Here is a 19,573-nt window from a genome sequence, read left to right as displayed (position 1 = left end):
TTTTTAAGTATATGCCTAATTATCACGTTAAACACATTACACGTTACTCTTATGCTTCGCCTGTGATTGATTGTTCCAATCAAATTATGCTGTATCCCGTCAGCGACAATTTGCAGCAAGTGAAAGAGCATCGTATTTCCATTACGGGCAATCCTTTGATAGAAATTTTTACGGATTATTTCGGCAATAAAATCGGTATGTTCACATTGATTCAGCCGCATCACGAACTTGTAATTACATCCGAAGCAGAAGTGGAAACCTTTCCACACCATTTTCCGACAAATGAAACTTCCGCAGAAGCACAATGGGCGGAGTTGGACGAGCTGTGTAATCAATTTCCATACATCGATTTTTTACAGGCAGAATCATTTGATAATCTTTCGGAATTAGAAAATGTAATCAATCAAATATTCGACAAAAACAAAACACCTTTCGAAAATGTAAAAGCATTTTCGGAATACATTTATCAAAACTTTGAATACAAAAAAGGCATCACAAATGTAGAAACCAAAGTGAGCGAAATATGGAAGCTGAAAGCCGGCGTGTGTCAGGATTTTGCACATACGCTTTTGCTGATGCTTCGCAAAATGCGCATTCCGTCGCGCTACGTGAGCGGATATATCTGCCCGAAAAATGAGGATGATTTACGCGGCGCCGGCGCTACCCATGCATGGATTGAAGCCTATATTCCGGGTTATGGCTGGACGGGCTTTGACCCGACAAACAATTGCATCGTGAACGACCAACATATCAAGCTCGCCATCGGTAGAAACTTCAGTGATTGCACGCCCGTAAAAGGAACATACAAAGGTTGCTCCGCGCATCAACTGGATGTTTCCGTAATTATCGAAAACGGCGAGCGGAATAAAAAATCAAAGCAAGCAAAAGATGTGTTGCCTCCGGTGGTGTTTACTTCAACATCGGAAAATCCGACACAGGTAAGCCAATCCAATTCATATAGAATTTACATAGAGCAAATGCAGCAGCAACAGTAAAATGCTACATTTGTTTTTGAAATATATAAAAAATGAGAAAGATTTTTCTGTTGCTTGTATGTCTGACGGTTTTTGGGAAAAATTACGCGCAAGACTCGGTTCTACTACGCGGACCATACCAGCCCAACAGCAAGTATAAACAAAAGCTGGACAGGAAACTTGAGATGAGCGTTAGCCTGGACGTCGATAGTGCAACGCTTAAAAAAATGGAAGCAAACGGCATTTCCAATCCGATTGTTCAAAACCATAGTTTCAAGTCAGATGCCATTATCACTACAGGAAACATAATGAAAAACGATTCGTTTCCTTTAATTGCCGAAATGTCTTTAATCGGCAATAATTTGCCACAGAATCTTAAAATGATTTTATACGCTCAAGTTCATCCCGGAGAATCGCCGCATTTGGACAGTCTTGATTTATTGCCCAAAATGTCGGAAACAGATTCTGCCAAAGCAAGTCTCTTTCCGCTTTTGAAAAATATTTTTAATAATGTTCAATACCCTACAACAATTTTTCATGTAGGCGACTCCACCAAAAACACCACTGATTTTCCCATGAATATGCCCGGCGTTCAATTAACAATGCACAGCGTCAACACTTATAGGCTGCTGAAAATTGAAAACGGCATTGCCTACTTCAGCATAAATTATAACATTACAATGAATATGGTGGGAAATACAAATACTATTATGAACGGCAAAGGCGGCGGCAACGGAACAGGCTATTTCTCTTACGACATAGCAAACGGATATTACAAGCAAACCGGGAATAATATCGATATGAACGTCTCTGTAAAATTTTATAATCCGGACACCAACGAAGGCTTAAAAATGGAAATATGGGAAAACGAACATTCTCAGGATTCTATTGAAAAGATTGACTAAACACTTTTCCCAATATGCTTACGAATACCAAGAAATATTTTAATGCTTATCTTTAGGAATGTTTTTACACGTTCATCCCGATAATCCCAATCCAAGAAATATCAAAACCATTGCCGAGTGTCTGCTCGACGGCGGTATTATTATTTATCCCACCGATACCATTTATGGTTTGGGTTGCGATATTTACCAGCATAAGGCTGTGGAAAGAATTGCACAGATTAAACAAATACAATTACAAAAAATCAACATGAGTTTTATTTGTAAAGATTTGAGCAATCTCAGCCTCTATACGAAATCTATTTCGACACCTTTGTACAGAATGCTGAAACAATATCTGCCGGGACCTTATACCTTTATTTTACCTGCAAGCAAAGAAGTACCGAAGATTTTACAGACAAAAAAAAATACGATTGGCTTGCGTGTACCAAATAATAATATTTGCCACTCATTGCTGCAAGAACTGAATCATCCGATTCTTTCAACGTCGCTTCCCGGCGAAATGGTAGAGGAATATACGGACCCGGAATTGATGTACGAAAACTTTAAAAACATTGTAGATATCGTAGTCGATGGCGGCACCGGCGGCATGAAACCTTCAACAGTCGTGGACTGTACCAAAGAACCTTACGAGGTGATAAGAGAAGGATTAGGTAAATTTGAAACGGAAGAATGATTGAGTACGATCATTTTCATTAGCAACACTTTATCCCCGCTTTCCAAATACCGCCGAGCCAACTCTAACCATTGTCGCGCCTTCTTCAATCGCCAGTTCCAAATCGTTACTCATACCCATCGACAATTCGTTGGAAGCGGCGCGCAGCAGGTCCTTTGCAATTGCTTCGTTTCTTAATTCGCGCAGTAAACGGTAACTTTTTTTTACAAGCAGTTCATCTTCGCTGAACAAACCAATCGTCATTAAACCTTTTATTTTCAAGGTGCCGAGTTGATTAATCCTTTTGATTAAATCAAATGCGAGACTTGGTTCAACACCAAATTTACTTTCTTCAAAAGAGGTATTTACCTGAACAAATATGTCGATACTTTTGTCTTCGTATTGCAAACGCGTGTCTAATTTTTCCGCCAAATCAATACTGTCCACAGACTGAATACAGCTTACATATTTCAGTACTTCTTTTATCTTGTTCGTCTGCAAATGCCCGATGAAATGACGTTCGCAAGGCAAGTCTTTAATGGCATCAAATTTTTCGGTGTATTCCTGCACGCGGTTTTCGCCAATCAATGTTTCTCCTGCTTCGATTGCCATTTTTATTTTTTCGGGCGGAACGGTTTTGGTCGCTAATAGCAATCGAACTTCATCTTTGTTGCGCCCTGCTTTTTCGCAAGCGTTATCGATTCTTGTGTGAATGGATTGTAATGCGGATATGATTTGTTCTTGTTCGGATAACATTGCACGAATTTTTTCTATAAACGTGAATCGTGAGTCGTCAGTCGTGAGAACGCTCTCACGTTTCACGATTCACAACTCACGATTAATTAATCTTTAAATCCTATAAATCAAGGTTCAGATTACTGCTGCGATTTTGATTGACGCTTCCTGTCTTCTTCTGCCAACAAAACTTTGCGCAGACGAATGACTTTCGGCGTTACTTCGATACATTCATCAGCCTGAATATATTCCATACATTCTTCCAAGGTCATTTGTATTTTCGGCACGATGCGCACGGAATCATCACTGCCGCTGGCACGCATATTCGTGAGCTTTTTACCTTCCGTTGCATTTACCACAAGGTCGCCCGGCTTGATGTGTTCTGCAATAATTTGTCCTACATACACTTCATCTCCCGGGTCAACGAAGAACGAACCGCGGTCTTGCAATTTATCAATTGAATATGCCGTTGTCGGAGCCTGGTTTTTAGAAATCAATACGCCATTATTTCTTCCGGGAATCGGACCTTTCCAAGGCTTGTATTCGCTGAAACGATGCGCCATTACGGCTTCGCCGGCAGTATTGGTCAGCATTTGTGAACGCAAACCAATCAACCCGCGCGAAGGGATTTCAAATTCGATATGTTGCATTTCGCCTTTGCTTTCCATTACCTGCATTTCGCCTTTGCGTTGTGTAACCAAGTCGATTGCTTTACCGCTATATTCTTCAGGAACGTCAATTACGAGAATTTCGTAAGGCTCGTGTTTTTTGCCATCAATATCCTTTACCAAAACCTGCGGTTGTCCGACAGTCAATTCATAGCCCTCGCGACGCATGGTTTCAATCAATACGCCCAAATGCAAAATACCACGACCATATACTAAGAAACTATCCGCACTATCAGTATCTTCGATACGCAATGCAAGATTTTTTTCTGTTTCTTTGAGCAATCTGTCGCGCAGGTGGCGGGATGTTACAAATTTTCCGTCTTTACCAAAGAAAGGCGAAGTATTGATACTGAACAACATGCTCATCGTAGGTTCATCCACGCTGATGATGGGCAATGCTTCAGGATTTTCAGCATCGGCAATGGTATCGCCGATGTTGAAATCTTCCAGACCAACAACTGCACACAAATCGCCTGCAACTACTTCGGTTACTTTGCGTTTGCCCATTCCTTCAAATACATATAATTCTTTCACACGCGATTTTTTGATGCTGCCGTCAGCCTGCACCAAAGCAATCGGCATATTTTCTTTAATCGTTCCGCGCGTAACTTTCCCTACTGCAATTCTTCCCAGGAAAGAAGAATAATCCAATGAAGTGATTTGCAACTGCAAAGTACCTTCATTCACTTTCGGCTCAGGCACATATTTTAAAATGCCGTCCATCAAAGGCAAAATATCTTCTGTAGGCGTAAGACTGTCGTTGAACCAACCGTTTTTGCCGCTTCCGTAAAATGTAGGAAAATCCAATTGTTCTTCGGTTGCATCGAGGTTGAAGAATAATTCAAAAACTGCATCATGCACTTCATCGGGACGACAGTTTGGTTTATCCACCTTGTTAATAACAACAATCGGTTTTAATCCCAAAGCCAACGCTTTCTGCAACACGAAGCGTGTTTGCGGCATCGGTCCTTCAAAAGCATCAACGAGCAAAATCACACCGTCCGCCATTTTCAATACACGTTCCACTTCGCCGCCAAAGTCGGAGTGGCCGGGCGTGTCAATGACATTTATTTTTACACCGTTGTAGGTAACGGCTGCATTTTTACTGAAAATAGTAATGCCTCTTTCGCGTTCGAGGTCGTTGTTGTCCATTATCAACTCGCCTGTATCCTGATTGTCGCGGAAAACTTTGGCGGTATGTAAAATTCTGTCCACCAAGGTAGTTTTACCGTGGTCAACGTGCGCAATAATGGCAATGTTCCTGATATCCATTAAAATGATTTTAATTTAAGTGCGCAAAGGTACGAATTAATAAGCAGAAAGACGAATGAATATATGAAATGTGATGATTTGGTAATGTTTGATAATTTCAATATTTGAGATTTCGTTGAAAGGAAGATTAGATATGCGACACAATAAAATTGCCGCTTCAATTGTTAAATAATATTTTAGAGTCGAATTTGAAAACCAATGTTGTTTAACTCTATCGATTTTCTGCTGTTTTTTATTATTGTCTTTTTTCTTTATTTCTTTTTGAGAAATACGGCGAGACAGATTTTGCTTTTTGCATCAAGCTGTTTCTTTTATATGTGCTACAAGCCTGTATATATTTTAATTATTTTTCTGACTGTATCAATTGATTTTATTGCCGCAAAGAACATAGAAAAAAGCAAAAATATCCGTCAAAGAAAGATGCATCTGTGGCTTGGCATTATTAATACCTGTACTATTTTGTTTATTTTTAAGTATCATAATTTTTTGATTGATAATCTTCATTGGTTGGGTTTCAAAAGCGCATCGTACTGGAATATACTGCTGCCGATTGGTTTATCGTTTCACGTATTTCAAAGTTTGAGCTATGTGATAGAAGTTTATCGCGGCAAATTAAAAGCCGAGCATAATCTGCTTGTTTATGCGAACTATGTAATGATGTTTCCGCAATTAGTTTCGGGTCCCATTGAAAGAGCAGGCAATTTGCTGCCGCAGATAAGAAATGTGAATCATGAGATTTCTTATGAAGATTTTTCCATAGGATTTTCACGCGTTGTCTGGGGACTTTTAAAAAAGGTAGTGGTTGCAGATTCGCTGGGTATGTATGTAGATGCTGTTTACGACAATTATACACATCATTGCGGCAGTACATTGTGTTGTGCTACTATCTTTTTCGCGTTTCGTATTTACTGCGATTTTTCGGGCTATTCCGATATGGCTATCGGACTTGCACGAATGTTAGGATTCAGATTCAAAGAAAATTTTGCATTGCCCTATTTTTCAAAAAGCATTACAGATTTCTGGCGGCGGTGGCATATATCATTATCAACATGGTTGCGCGATTATATCTATTTTTCTTTAGGAGGAAATCGCAAAGGAAAATTCAAAACTTTCCGGAACCTGATGCTTACGATGCTTATTGGTGGTCTGTGGCACGGGGCATCGTGGAACTTTGTGATTTGGGGCGGATTGAACGGAATATTTCTTTGCATGGAAAAAGCAGTAGGTTTTACACGAACTGTTTTTAGAAATATATTTATGAAAGTTTTGCAAATGATATACGTTTTTATTTTAATCAGCTTTACATGGATTTTTTTCCGCGCAGCGACTTTTGAACAAGCGATAAGCATCGTCAAAAAAATATTTACAAATTTTAATTTATCGGATTTTCAAATTTTGGATAACAATGTATTTGGCGCATCGGTTGCGGCATTGATAATTTTATTGTTTACCGAAATTTTTGTACTGCGAAAATATAATTTTGAAGACCTCTTTTGTGCACGATATAGTAAAGTATTTCTGCCTGTATTTTCGATATTGTGCGTGTTTTACATTATTCTCATGGGCAATGCAAACGGCTCATTATTTATTTATTTTCAATTTTAATCATGCGGCGAATTTTATTGGCAATATTCATTTTTCTTGTTGCGTTGTTTATTATTGACAGAACATTTTATTATTTCTTCAACAAATATATTTTCGCCCACACACTTACCGGCGAAGAAGGTGCAGGTCAGGTAAATTACTTTTTGCAAAACGGACAACAATATTCTTGTGTTATTTTAGGGTCTTCGAGAGCAAAGCAACAAATTAATCCTGCGAAACTGACTGCGATTCCGGGCAGAGCTTTTAATGAAGGTACCGATGCACTCGGCGATATTAAATACAACAATGTGTTATTAGATTTATTGCTGAATAATCATGTTTGCCCGAAATATGTTATACTTCAAACCGATGCGGCATGGCTGGCGCAAAAAGAAAATTCATCGGAGCAGGAAATCAGGTTGTTTTTCCCGTATATCGGTCAAAGTAAAGTACTGGGGAATTATATTCACGGCATGACTTATCAGGAAAAACTAAAATTGTTTCTCTCAAAATCTTATCGGTTCAACGGTCGGATTTTGAATATTTTATACAATTTCAGAAATCGAAAATTGAAAGATAAAAATTATGGCTTTGCACCGTTTCAGGAAGCAATGGATTCTGTAACGGCATCAAATTATTTTCAAAAAGAAAACCATATAGATACCTCCCAAGATCTGCTTCCGATAATGCAGGACGCTTTGAAAAACATTATTGATAATTGTAAAAGACACAATATCAGATTGTTTATCGTGCTGCCTCCATATTTTAATAATGAAGTCCGCAATCTTTCTCTACTGAAAAAAACTATCAATACGTTCAATGATGCGGATATAATAGATATGTCAGATATTAGAAAATTTCCCGATTTACAAAACAGGCTCAACTGGCATGACTATCTACACTTAAACGAAACAGGAGCGAATAAATTCTCAGCTTATTTAAACGATAGTCTCGCAGTTAGATTCCGCAATATTCAATAGTATTTACTTGCCGGATATTTTATTTTAATACAGATTAAAGTGCGATGAATTGAGATATCCGCCTTTTTGTATAGATGACTTAATAAAAAGCCTGATGAAACCGTTTGTTCATCAGGCTTTTTATTATTATGACAAATGATTCTTTATTTTTTATCGCTCATATAAAACGTCAGCGTTCCGCCGTTCACAATATCATCTTGCGTAATAAAAGGCTTGTTTAATTTTTTGCCGTTCAATTCTACCTTTTTCACATACACATTTTTGTCGCTTTGGTTAATCGCCTTTACGATAAAATGTTTGCCGTCTTTCACTTCCATATCGGCTTCTTTTACCAACGGACTTCCGAGCGCATACTCAACCGAACCCGGCGCAACAGGATAAAATCCGAGCGAACTGAAAATATACCAAGCGCTCATTTGTCCTGTATCGTCGTTACCGCCCAAGCCGTCTGCGCCGTTGTGGTATTGTGATTTTAAAATCATACGAACCGTCTTTTGCGTTTTCCAAGGCTCGCTTGTCCAGTTATACAAATAAACAATATGGTGCGAAGGTTCGTTGCCGTGAACATAATTGCCTATTAAACCGTCTCGCGTAATGTCTTCCGTATGTTCAAAATATTTATCGGGCAAGTAAGTCGTGAATAATTTATCGACACGGCTGATAAACGCTTTATCGCCGCCTTCCATTTTTATCATGCCGGGAACATCTTGCGGCACGTACAAAGAATAATTCCATGAGTTGCCTTCGATAAATCCTTCTCCGAAAGTTTCCAACGGGTCGAAGTTTTTACGGAACACGCCGTCTTTATTTTTCGGGCGCATATAGTTGATAGTTGAATCGTAAACGTTCTTGTAATTCTGCGAGCGTTTGATAAATTCATCATACACTTTTTGGTCGCCTACTTTCTTTGCCAATTGCGCAATTGTCCAATCATCATAAGAATATTCCAATGTCGTCGAAACAGAATTATCACTATTCTCGTCGGGAATAAATCCGTATTGGCGATACGCCGGAATGTTATCGTAGAGCGGATTGTCGGCTGTTGCAACGCAAGCTGCCAATGCTTCTTTCGCATCAAAAGTGTTGATACCTTTTATTACGGCATCGGCAATTACGGGAACCGCATGATAGCCGGTCATGCACCAGTTTTCATTGGCATAAGAAGACCACACAGGCAACATGCCAATCGGGTTTTGCTGATAATGTGCAAGCATGGATTTTACCATGTCGTCATCTCTTTTCGGTTGCAATATCGTGAACAACGGGTGTAACGCACGGTGCGTATCCCACAAAGAAAAAGTTGTATAGTTGGTAAAGCCGTCCGCTTTGTGAATTTTTTGGTCAAGACCTTTATAGCTTCCATCAACATCCATGTAAATGGTCGGATTGATGAATGCATGATACATCGCCGTATAAAAATTCACTTTATCGCTGTCGTTGAGTGTTTGAATTTTTACTTTTTCCAATTCTTCTTCCCAAGCCGCTTGCCCTGAAAGCCTTGCCTCATCAAAGTTTTGCGCAGTTGCTTCCGCCTGCATATTATTCAAAGCACCATCGATGCTTACGGGCGAAAGTGCAAACTTGATTTGTACTTTCTCATTTTCATTTGTTGAAAAATCAAAGTATGCTCGTAAATCATGCCCTTCCATCAAAGGGAAATTTTCCTTCACATCAAACCTTCTCCAAAAGCCTGCGTATTGTTCATTTGTCGAAAAATTTTTATACCCGTAACTTTTAAACGGCTTGGAAAATACCATCGCGAAATATTCCGTTCTATTTCTCGCCCAGCCGCGCGTTTGCCTGTAACCCACGACAGTCGTGTCGTTCAACACATGAACATACGTCCATACATCTTTGCCGGGATAATTATAAATACTGTACATCAAATCCAGAATAATGTGCGCGCTGTCGCTTTTCGGGAAAGTATATTGATGAAAACCCACGCGCGTTGTGGTAGTTAATTCCGCTGTAATATTATAATCATCGAGCTTTACTTTGTAATAATTTGCTTCGGCAACTTCCGTCGAATGCGAAAAGCGGGAACGGAAACCGCTTTCGGGATTGCTTGCCGTGCCGGGATTTAACTGCAATTTTCCCACTGTCGGCATGATTAAAAAATCGCCCAAATCGGAATGTCCCGTGCCGTTGTAATGCGTATGCGAAAAGCCCACAATCGTGTTATCGGTGTATTGATAGCCCGCACAATATTTGTAAACATCAGGCACATATTTGCCATTTACTTCATATGGAATCGTATCCGTTTCGGGACTTAACTGCACCGCACCGAAAGGAACTGTCGCACCGGGAAACGTATGTCCCATACGCTCCGTACCGATGATAGGTTTTACATACTGAATCAAATTTTGCTGTTGCGCCGTTGCGACCTTGAATAAGCAGCCGCAAAGAATGAAACTAATGGTTTTTCTCATTTTTGTTTAAATATTATAATCGGATTTAATTGTTTGAAAAATGATTGTGTTCGCATTAATTGAAAATGTCTGTCGTCATGCCGAACTTGTTTCAACTTCTCATGTTTCGAGTTTTATGTTTTGCCAATGACGTGCGAAGATTTTCATTATTTACTAACCAATAAATTCTTCGTAACCTCATTGCTCAACATCAATGATTGCCTGCGCTGATTGATTTTTACCGTCATGGATTTATCAAACTCCTGAATGTCTTTTACTTCAATCGTATCGTTGATTTCGAGTTTTATTTTATCCAGATATTGCAAAAACGCAGGCGAATGATTGGCTACGCCAATCAACTGAAATGCACCAGGCTTGCGGCTTTCAGCCAATGGAAACGTTGTATCAACAGGAAGATTTCCGTCTTTGTCGGGAATCGGGTCGCCATGCGGGTCATACTTTGGAAAGTCAAGAAATCGGTCTAATTCGCTTATCAGTTTTTCTGATTGAATGTGTTCAAGTTGTTCAGCAATTTCATGAACTTCGTCCCAAGAGAAGTCTAATTTTTTTACCAGAAAAGTTTCCCACAAACGATGCTTTCTAATAACTTTTAAAGCAATTTTATTTCCTGTTGCAGAAAGCGATGCGCCGTCGATACGATTGTATTCAATCAACTTTTTATCCTGCAGCTTCTTAAGCATTTCCGTAACCGTCGCAGGATTGATGCTCAACATTTCCGCAATGGAAAGGTTTGGAATTTTTCCTTTTTCCTGCTGCGACAGCGCGTAAATTGTTTTCAGATAATTCTCCTCGGTAAGAGATAATTGAGTATTCATTGTAATGCTAAATATCGGACGATAAAGTTATTACTAAGTTTTTGGCTTGCCTAAATTTTTTGCGTGATTAAATATTGATTAAGAATTGACGTTATAGTTTGAGTGACGATTTGAAAAATAAGGAACATATTTAACCATTGAGAAGTTAAGGTAATTAAGGCTTAATTTTCTTAATGCCTTAATGGTTGGTGAAATTCCCACTTTCGCGAGAATGACGACAAAGGTTTTCAATTATTGTAATCGTGTCGAACTTTAAAGTATTATTCTTAACCTTGCAAAGACGAATGCGCTTGAAATTTTTTTATATCATTATTGTAATATTTTGCAGCACAACAATCTTTGCGCAGCAAAGTTTTCATGTAAAAATTATCCCTATTGATTCGAGCAATTCATTGTTCACAACTATTCCTTTAAACAATGATTTTTCCTCTTCACAAAAATCTTATGATTACATCAAACAATTGCCTGTAACCCTTGCTGCACGCGGGTTTATTTCAGCATCTGTTGATTCGGTCGGTAAAGACACAGCGAATGCTTTGGTATATTTATTTCTTGGGAAAAAATACAAATGGCAACATATAAAACTGCGCACAAATGATAGCCCTTTGCTGCAACAACTCGGCATTGATTCAAGCAATTTTGATAATCAAATCATCATCAATCCGCCGTTTGAAAATACATTTAATACGATATTGAATTATTATTTGGACAATGGTTATCCGTTTGCAAAAATTTCTTTGGACAGTGTGAATATCAATAATGACGCTGTTTCCGCCGTACTGAATATTGATAAAGGTTTTTTATATAAAATGGATAGCATTCATGTTGAAGGCTCTGCCAAAGTTTCGGAAGATTTTCTGCATCGCTATTTAAACATCACGAACGGCGAAATTTATAATCAACAAAAATTACAATCGGTCGATAAGCAATTACAGAATTTACAGTATGTGCAAATAACGCATCCTTCGGACGTAAAAATGCTGAACCAAGGCGCCGTGCTTGATTTATATATTGACAAAAAACCGACGAATGAAATCGACGCTATTCTTGGCTTCCAGCCGAAGAACGGCGAAACGGGCGGTAAGCTGCAACTCACGGGACAAGTGAATCTGAATTTGTCCAACGCTTTTGGCAACGGAGAAAATATCGGCATCAATTGGCAGCAGTTGCAACCGCAATCGCCGCGCATAGACTTGCAGTTTCAAAAGCCTTATTTGTTCAAGTCGCCATTTGGGCTTGATTTTTCGTTCAACCTCTACAAGCAAGACTCTGCCTACGTTACAGTAAACGGCAACATTGGAACAACGTATCAATTATCGCAAAATCAAACAGGCAAAGTGTTTGTAAATTTTGCTTCGTCGCACTTGTTATATGTAGATACTTTGCAAATTATTTCAACAAAACAATTGCCTGCAATTATCGATGAAAGTGCTATAAACATTGGCTTTGGCTATACTTTCAACAATACCGATTACAAATACAATCCGAGAAGAGGAAATGAATTATCGGCAACAGTTTTGGTTGGCAATAAGCACGTGCAGAAGAACAATACGATTACGCAAATTCATGCAGATACATTTGATTATGCGAGCTTGTACGATACTGTTCCGTTGAAAGGTTATCAGATAAAAATTCAAACGAATGCGGCGCATTATTTTCAGTTGGGAAAATTTTCTGTGCTGAAACTCGGCGTGAATGCGGGCTTGTATCAAAGCCCTTCGATTTATACGAATGAAATGTTTATGCTCGGCGGATATCAGTTGTTGCGCGGGTTTGATGCGCAAAGCATTTACGCAAACGCTTATGCAGTCGGCACTTTGGAGTACCGGTATTTGGTGGCGCGCAATTCTTTTTTCTTTGTGTTTTCCGATTTCGGCGGAAGTCAGTTTAAAAATAATTCCACCAAATACAACGACGGATTTTTAAGCTTTGGTTTTGGAATGGCGTTTGAAACCAAAGCGGGCATTTTCAATTTCAACCTTGCTTCGGGCAAAGACCGAAACAACAATTTCGGTTTGAACAATGCTAAAGTGAATATCGCTTATACGGCGTTGTTTTAGCGGGTTTCACGCGAATGTTTTTTCACGCAACGAAGCAAAGGAGCAAAGACGCAGATTTTTTGTTTGAAAATTAATTGAATAAATTTGAGATAAAATAAAGCGATATGTTTTTCTTTTTCTTCTATATTTTACCATTCATACTGATTTTCTTTTGTTTTTGGCTTCCATATAAAATCGGGAAGAAAAATATTGGAATTGGAATAAGTTCAACGCTTTTAATTATTACACTATTGGGTCTTCGAGCGGAGTTCTTTTTTATCTTCATTTGGTTATTCATCGTTGCTGTATCAATTGTTGTGATTACATACAGCGCTTTGTTGTATTTTAAAAAACCGAATACTGCAAGAATTGTTACTGTAATTCTTTTATTATTGATTTTGCTTGGCATATTAAGTCCTTGGATAAGTGATTGGACGTTTACAGGAAATGATGCAAGGAAAATGTTGAAAGAACGCGGCTTTGTATTGAGTGATAAAATAAAAATTCTTTCAAATGAAAGCGGCGGTTTGAGAGATTATTCTCACACTTTTTCTATTTCGGTTTCAGATAATGATTATAAGAAAATTAAAAATCTAATTCTATCTCAACATAATTATTTAGGCAAAGCCTCTTTTGAAGGTTATCCGCAACATTCAGATAGTGCTAAAAATGATATTATTACTTATGAAGATGAGAATTTTTATAATTGGGATGAAATTTATAATGGATACATAACTCATTATTTTATACAATTAGATAAACACAAAAATCAATTATCTTTTGATGAAGAGGATAATTAAATCATAATTCATAAATAATCTCTGTGCTCATTTACTCCATGCGCTCTGTGTGAAACATCAAACTCTTTTATCTTTGTTTCTGCAAAGATGAACACTTCCGTTTTAGATAATCCCATTGAATATCTCAAAGGCGTTGGTCCTTTGAAAGGCGACTTGCTGCGCAAGGAGTTGAACATTCATACTTTCGGCGATTTGCTCAATCATTTTCCGTTGCGGCATATCGATAAAACACAGGTCAGTAAAATCAATGAAATAAAATTCGATACCGATTTTGTGCAGGTCAAAGGTCGCATTACCGAACATGAAATTCTCGGCGCAGGCAGAGGAAAAAGATTGGTGGCGCAACTGCACGACAACACGGGAAACCTTGAATTGGTGTGGTTTCAGGGCATTCATTGGATTGAAAAATTGTTGGAAAAAAATGTGGAATGGCTCGTGTACGGCAAGCCGGGTTTCTTCAACGGCAAACCACAAATGTCGCATCCCGAAATGGAAATTGCCGCCGACGTGCAAAGCGAAGGCAAGCCTTTTCTCGAACCCATTTATCCATCCACAGAAAAATTAAAAGCGCGCGGTTTGAACGGAAGGCAAATAGGTAAGCTCGTGTACAACTTGCTGCCGTTAATTTCCGTGAAAGATTTGCCCGAAAATATTCCGCAACACTTAATTGACAAATTAAAACTTACACCACGATTACAAGCATATAATCAAATACATTTTCCAAAATCAGTTGAATCCTTTAATTATGCTCTAAGAAGATTAAAGTTTGAAGAATTATTCATTGCACAAATAAGGCTGAACATCACAAAAGTCAATCGCAATCGACATTCCAGAGGAATACGATTTGAAAAAGTGGGCGAATTGTTCAATGATTTTTATGAAAAATATTTACCCTTTCAACTCACGAATGCACAAAAACGTGTGCTGAAAGAAATACGAAACGACACTGCGCACGGGCATCAAATGAACCGCTTATTGCAAGGCGACGTTGGCAGCGGAAAAACGATTGTGGCTTTGTTGGCAATGTTGTTGGCTGCGGACAATGGTTATCAAAGCTGTTTGATGGCGCCGACCGAAATCCTTGCGCAGCAACACTTTCAGGGCATAACGAGTTTGTTGAAAGATTTGCCTGTTGAAATAAGATTATTAACGGGAAGTACCAAAGCAAAAGAAAGAAAAATCATTTTGGAGGAGCTGCAAAACGGCTCAGTGCAAATGGTTGTAGGCACGCACGCTGTGATTGAAGATAAAGTTCAATTTCAAAATCTCGGTTTTGCTGTTGTGGATGAACAACATAAATTCGGTGTGGCGCAACGCGCAAAATTGTGGAGCAAAAACGAAGTGCCGCCGCATGTGTTGGTAATGACTGCAACGCCCATTCCGCGCACGCTTGCGATGACTGCGTATGGCGATTTGGATTACAGCGTAATGGATGAATTGCCGCCCGGAAGACAGCCCGTTTCAACGGTGCATCGTTATGAAAATTACCGAATGAAAGTGATGGAATTTGTACGAAGCGAGATTGATAAAGGGCGGCAGGCATATATTATTTATCCGTTGATTGAAGAAAGCGAGAAGTTGAATTATGAAGATTTGATGCAGGGTTACGAGCAAGTGAAATCTTATTTTCCTGAGCATAAATATAAAATCAGCATGGTGCATGGCCGTCAGCCTGCGGAACAGAAGGAAGAAAATATGCGCCGTTTTGTAACGGGCGACACGCAAATTATGGTAAGCACCACCGTGATTGAAGTGGGCGTAAATGTGCCGAATGCAAGTGTAATGGTCATTGAAAGTTCGGAAAAATTCGGGCTTTCGCAGTTGCATCAGTTGCGCGGGCGTGTCGGGCGCGGCGCGGAAAAAAGCTATTGCATTTTGCTCACAGGGCAAAAACTGAGCAACGATGCGCGTGAAAGAATTAAAATTATGTGCGCCACCAACGATGGATTTAAAGTTGCCGAAAAAGATTTGGAACTGCGCGGTCCGGGCGAGATTGAAGGCACGCGGCAAAGCGGCGCATTGAATTTTAAATTGGCAAGTTTAGTGAACGATAAAGAAATGTTGGAAGCCGCCAAGTCTTATGCAGAGCGGATTGTAGAGGAGGATGAATTTTTAGAGAAAGAAGAAAACGCACCTTTGAAAAATTATCTGATGCTTGTGAAAGGCAAAACGCCGTGGAGTAAGATTTCGTAGAAATATTGAAAATGTAATTCATGCTAACGTTTATCCTTTATTTTTTAAGTTTTATTAAACTAAAATCCTGTTATGAATAAATTTTGGTTATATGTTACTACGGTTTTTATCCTTCTGGCAATTGGTTCAGGTTGTAAAAAGAAAGTTCCGATTAACCAAATTCAAACAGTTCAACCTTCGCTCCAATCTTTTGAATTTATTCCTAAAGATAATACAGGCAATCTTTCCGACTCCGTTATTTGTACTATTCAAAACGATACCATTACGGGTTTTTATCCTTTAAATACAGATGTGACCGAGCTGGCAGCCCGCTTTAGCACTAATGAGCAAGGCGTAGATGTTACAGTCGATAATATTTCTCAGGACAATGGTGTAACGCCCAACGATTTTTCTCGTCCCGTAACTTATACTTTGGTTACAAGCGATAATGATCTGTCGCAAACTTATGTGGTTATCTTAAAAAAATTCACAGGACTTCCTATTGTTTACATCAATACAAATAATCAGTCAATAAACAGTAAAGACGTTGGTGTGAGTGGCACGTTTATTATTGATTCAAATGATGTGAGATTTAGCAGTTATTCAGGAGATGCTGCTTTTTATCTTCACGGAAATACCACTGCTTCTTATCCGAAACGTCCTTACAAAGTAAAGCTTTCATCCAAGGCTTCATTGCTTGGAATGCCTTCGGGCAAAAAGTGGATTTTACTTGCCAATTACGTCGATAAAACTTTGCTTCGCAATTATCTTGCGCTTAGAATCAGCCAAATGTTCGGGATGTTTTATACACCGCGCTCACGGTTCGTGGAATTGGTATTAAACGGTACTTATGTAGGAAATTACCAACTGATTGAGCAGATTAATATTGATAAAAACCGCTTAAATATAAAAGAAATGGATGACGACGATATAAGCGGAAAATCATCAACCGGCGGCTATTTAATAGAAGCGGATAACAAAGATGAAGATAATGACCATATGCGGTTTACTACTTCTTTGGAAAAAAATAGTTTTATTATTCACGACCCTTCGGACAGTATTGCGCAGCAAACAGCCTACATAGCCAGTTATTTCGACAGCACGGAAAACGCTTTGTATGCAAGTAATTTTACAGACTCTGTAAACGGTTACAGAAAATATTTATCTCCTGCAAGTTTTGCAGAATATTTTTGGGTAAATGAGCTGACGAAAAACAATGATGCGGGCTTTTGGACAAGCACTTATCTATATAAAGACAGAAACAGTTTGCTGAACATGGGACCCGTTTGGGACTTTGATATTGCAATAGGAAATACCGATGATAACAATAACGGTAATGCGGAAGGATGGTGGATTCGCAACCAGGCGTGGTTTTCCAGATTGTTTCAGGATTCATCTTTTACCGAAGTAACTATTGCGGAATGGCAATCGATTAGAGACTCTTTGAATTCGCTGAATAATACAATTGACAGCATGACTGACTATTTGCATCAATCGGAAGTTGAAAATTTTAAGAAATGGGACACTATGAATCAAAGTTTCGCCCCTTTGGGAGCAACTGAAATTGCCGGAAGCTATGACGGCGAAATTACTTATATGAAAGACTGGTTGTCGGAACGAATCACTTGGATAGATGATAACCTGCAAACGTTGTATCAATAATAATTATTGAATAAAAATTATCCCAAACTTACTTTCAATCGTCAAAGAATTTTCTAAAATAGTATCGAAGATTTTGCTGCCATACGTCGCGTAAAAACCTGCAATATTTTCAACACGCTCCTGCAAACTGTTTTTAGGGAAAAGGTCGGATTTTAATTTTTCGATTTGAGATTTTTCGGTTGTCAATTTCTTTCTTTGCGCAGAAGAAATTTTCTTTTCTAAATTTTCAATCCGCTTGAAAGCCTTTATGAATAAGGCTTCCACGTGCTGCATTAAAGTTGTATCGGCTTTATTTGCTTTATTTTTTAAAGATTGATAAGTAGATTTTATTTCATCCAATTCTTTATCCAAAGAAATTTCCCGATGCTCTGCTGCAAGAATTTCATTTAAAATTTCGTGTTCTTTTTTAAATAAAATTTCAAACGAAATATGTAGTTTTTGGATGATTTCTTTTTGCCTTTCGTTGATGAATAAAAAAGAATTTCTCAGCAACAACATTGGGTAAGGAACATTTGCATTCGCAAAAACATTTTTCAATTCTAACCAATAAGCTAACTCGCCGCCGCCGCCGACAAATGCAATGTTCGGCAAAATCGTTTCCTGAAAAACGCCGCGCAGCACTACGTTTGCACTGAATCTGTCGGGATAATTTTTTACTTCATTAATAATTTCTTCTTGCGAAAATTGTAGGTTCAGATTACGTACAACATACAAACCATTTTCAATTTCTATGCGTTCTCTTTTATCATTCAGCAAATAAAAAAGATTGAGCTCGCGACCTTCGGTTTGCGCATGATAATTTTTCTCTGTAAGCGCTGAAACTGTTTGCTGTAAAGCCTTGTGAGAAAATTGTTGTTTTAATTCTTTTACAATAATCGGCTCAAACAATCTTTTCAAATTCGCATTATCGGGAATGATAATCAGCAAACCATATTTGCCAAACGCGGCATTTAAAAATTCAAACGTTGCCTGCTGAATATTTTTTCCTTGTTTGTAAGCGGATTTTAAAATGTCAATCCATTCGTTACCGAACGACTCAACGCCAATCTGCGCCTGCATTTCATCGATTAACGATAATAGATTTTTATCGATACACATTCTGCCGACTGCACCTGTTTGCGTAGTATGCCAAACATATTTTTTGCCGTTAATCGTGATGTTGTTCAGTTCGTCCAAATCCGCGTCTTCGCTGCCCATATAATAAACGGGAACAAAATATTTATCTGAATATTTTGTGGAAAGCTCTTGCGCAATTTTTACAACGTGCAAAATTTTATAAACAACATACAATGGTCCGCCGAAAATATTCGGCTGATGCGCCGTTGTAACCGTAAAAGTATTTTGATTTTTTAGAGAAATAATATTCTGCTGAACAGTTGATGAAGTCTGTATTTCAGCGTATTGATGTTGCAATTCCTCAACTAAAATATTTCGATTATGTTGCGGAAAATTTTCTCTTGCTTTGACAGAATCTTCAATTCCTTTGTAAGAAACTTCGTGCAAGAAAAACGGTTGTAAGTCTTCTTTCTGTTCAATATAATCAACGGCTATTTTTGAAAAATAACCTGTGTTTTTATAATCGATAAAAGTACAATTGCCTTCGCTCATAAAATATTTATCTTATCGAATTTTGAGATTGCTTCGCTGCGCTCGCAATGACGGCGCAAACGTGTTCTTTTTCTTCAATCCTCAATTTGCTTTGTAAAAATCTGAAAACCTTTGCCGTCATGCTGAATTTATTTCGGCATCTTTTATTATGCGTTTTTTATACTTTACCAAGAGATGCTGAAACAAGTTCAGCATGACGTGCGTGTGTGTTCTTATTCTTTCCTTGTGTTCCTTTGTGTCTTCGTGCCTTTGTGGTTCAAAAAATCTTTTCATTCCCA

The 19,573-nt window shown here is 38.5% G+C and carries 14 protein-coding genes; 9 read left to right on the top strand and 5 right to left on the bottom strand.

The genetic code is table 11. The annotated features are described in order from the left end of the window. The first annotated feature begins 11 nt into the window (after positions 1-11). The 3 genes from A9P82_RS13280 to A9P82_RS13270 are packed head-to-tail and all read left to right on the top strand — an operon-like array spanning position 12 to position 2,552. Positions 12-995 (top strand): transglutaminase family protein, encoded by a 984-nt coding sequence (locus A9P82_RS13280; RefSeq protein WP_066208593.1) that lies wholly within the window; start codon positions 12-14, stop codon positions 993-995. A gap of 32 nt (positions 996-1,027) precedes the next feature. Continuing rightward, a complete protein-coding gene (locus A9P82_RS13275; protein ID WP_066208590.1) occupies positions 1,028-1,879 on the top strand; it encodes a hypothetical protein in 852 nt (283 codons plus the stop codon). 58 nt (positions 1,880-1,937) lie between these two features. Next, complete coding sequence (locus A9P82_RS13270) at positions 1,938-2,552, top strand: L-threonylcarbamoyladenylate synthase (protein WP_066208588.1); 615 nt, start codon at positions 1,938-1,940, stop codon at positions 2,550-2,552. Between the two features lie 30 nt (positions 2,553-2,582). Here A9P82_RS13270 and A9P82_RS13265 read toward each other — a convergent pair whose 3' ends face one another. Next, positions 2,583-3,287 (bottom strand): YggS family pyridoxal phosphate-dependent enzyme, encoded by a 705-nt coding sequence (locus A9P82_RS13265; protein ID WP_066208586.1) that lies wholly within the window; start codon positions 3,285-3,287, stop codon positions 2,583-2,585. Positions 3,288-3,406: 119 nt separating this feature from the next. Next, positions 3,407-5,206, bottom strand: a complete 1,800-nt coding sequence (typA, locus tag A9P82_RS13260) for a translational GTPase TypA (RefSeq protein WP_066208584.1) — start codon at positions 5,204-5,206, stop codon at positions 3,407-3,409. A gap of 315 nt (positions 5,207-5,521) precedes the next feature. Between typA and A9P82_RS13255 the strand changes: the two genes are divergently transcribed. Continuing rightward, on the top strand, positions 5,522-6,811 hold the full coding sequence (locus A9P82_RS13255) for an MBOAT family O-acyltransferase (RefSeq protein WP_197492177.1): 1,290 nt from the start codon (positions 5,522-5,524) through the stop codon (positions 6,809-6,811). 2 nt (positions 6,812-6,813) lie between these two features. Then, entirely contained in the window at positions 6,814-7,770 is a 957-nt protein-coding gene (locus A9P82_RS13250; RefSeq protein ID WP_066208581.1) for a hypothetical protein, read from the top strand. A 143-nt stretch (positions 7,771-7,913) separates the two neighbouring features. Here the strand turns inward: A9P82_RS13250 and A9P82_RS13245 are convergent, their stop codons facing one another. Next, positions 7,914-10,199: a GH92 family glycosyl hydrolase gene (locus A9P82_RS13245; protein ID WP_066208579.1), complete on the bottom strand. Its 2,286-nt coding sequence runs from the start codon at positions 10,197-10,199 to the stop codon at positions 7,914-7,916. Positions 10,200-10,345: 146 nt separating this feature from the next. Next, positions 10,346-11,014, bottom strand: a complete 669-nt coding sequence (locus A9P82_RS13240; protein ID WP_066208577.1) for a metal-dependent transcriptional regulator — start codon at positions 11,012-11,014, stop codon at positions 10,346-10,348. A gap of 284 nt (positions 11,015-11,298) precedes the next feature. Here A9P82_RS13240 and A9P82_RS13235 point away from each other — a divergent pair, with 284 nt between their 5' ends. The 4 genes from A9P82_RS13235 (at position 11,299) to A9P82_RS13220 (ending at position 17,687) form a co-directional block, all read left to right on the top strand. Further along, positions 11,299-13,074 (top strand): POTRA domain-containing protein, encoded by a 1,776-nt coding sequence (locus A9P82_RS13235; protein WP_066208576.1) that lies wholly within the window; start codon positions 11,299-11,301, stop codon positions 13,072-13,074. 104 nt (positions 13,075-13,178) lie between these two features. Further along, positions 13,179-13,853 carry a hypothetical protein gene (locus A9P82_RS13230; protein WP_066208575.1) on the top strand — a complete coding sequence of 225 codons (675 nt, stop codon included), beginning with the start codon at positions 13,179-13,181 and terminating at the stop codon, positions 13,851-13,853. An 87-nt stretch (positions 13,854-13,940) separates the two neighbouring features. Beyond that, positions 13,941-16,046 (top strand): ATP-dependent DNA helicase RecG, encoded by a 2,106-nt coding sequence (gene recG, locus A9P82_RS13225; protein ID WP_066208574.1) that lies wholly within the window; start codon positions 13,941-13,943, stop codon positions 16,044-16,046. Between the two features lie 72 nt (positions 16,047-16,118). Further along, positions 16,119-17,687, top strand: coding sequence for a CotH kinase family protein (locus A9P82_RS13220; protein WP_066208572.1), 1,569 nt, complete (start codon positions 16,119-16,121; stop codon positions 17,685-17,687). Positions 17,688-17,690: 3 nt separating this feature from the next. Here the strand turns inward: A9P82_RS13220 and bshC are convergent, their stop codons facing one another. Next, positions 17,691-19,295, bottom strand: coding sequence for a bacillithiol biosynthesis cysteine-adding enzyme BshC (gene bshC, locus A9P82_RS13215; protein WP_066208570.1), 1,605 nt, complete (start codon positions 19,293-19,295; stop codon positions 17,691-17,693). Positions 19,296-19,573 lie beyond the last annotated feature (278 nt).

It is taken from the genome of Arachidicoccus sp. BS20 (assembly GCF_001659705.1).
GTDB lineage: Bacteria > Bacteroidota > Bacteroidia > Chitinophagales > Chitinophagaceae > Arachidicoccus.
This window is presented reverse-complemented; position numbering and strand designations above follow the sequence as displayed.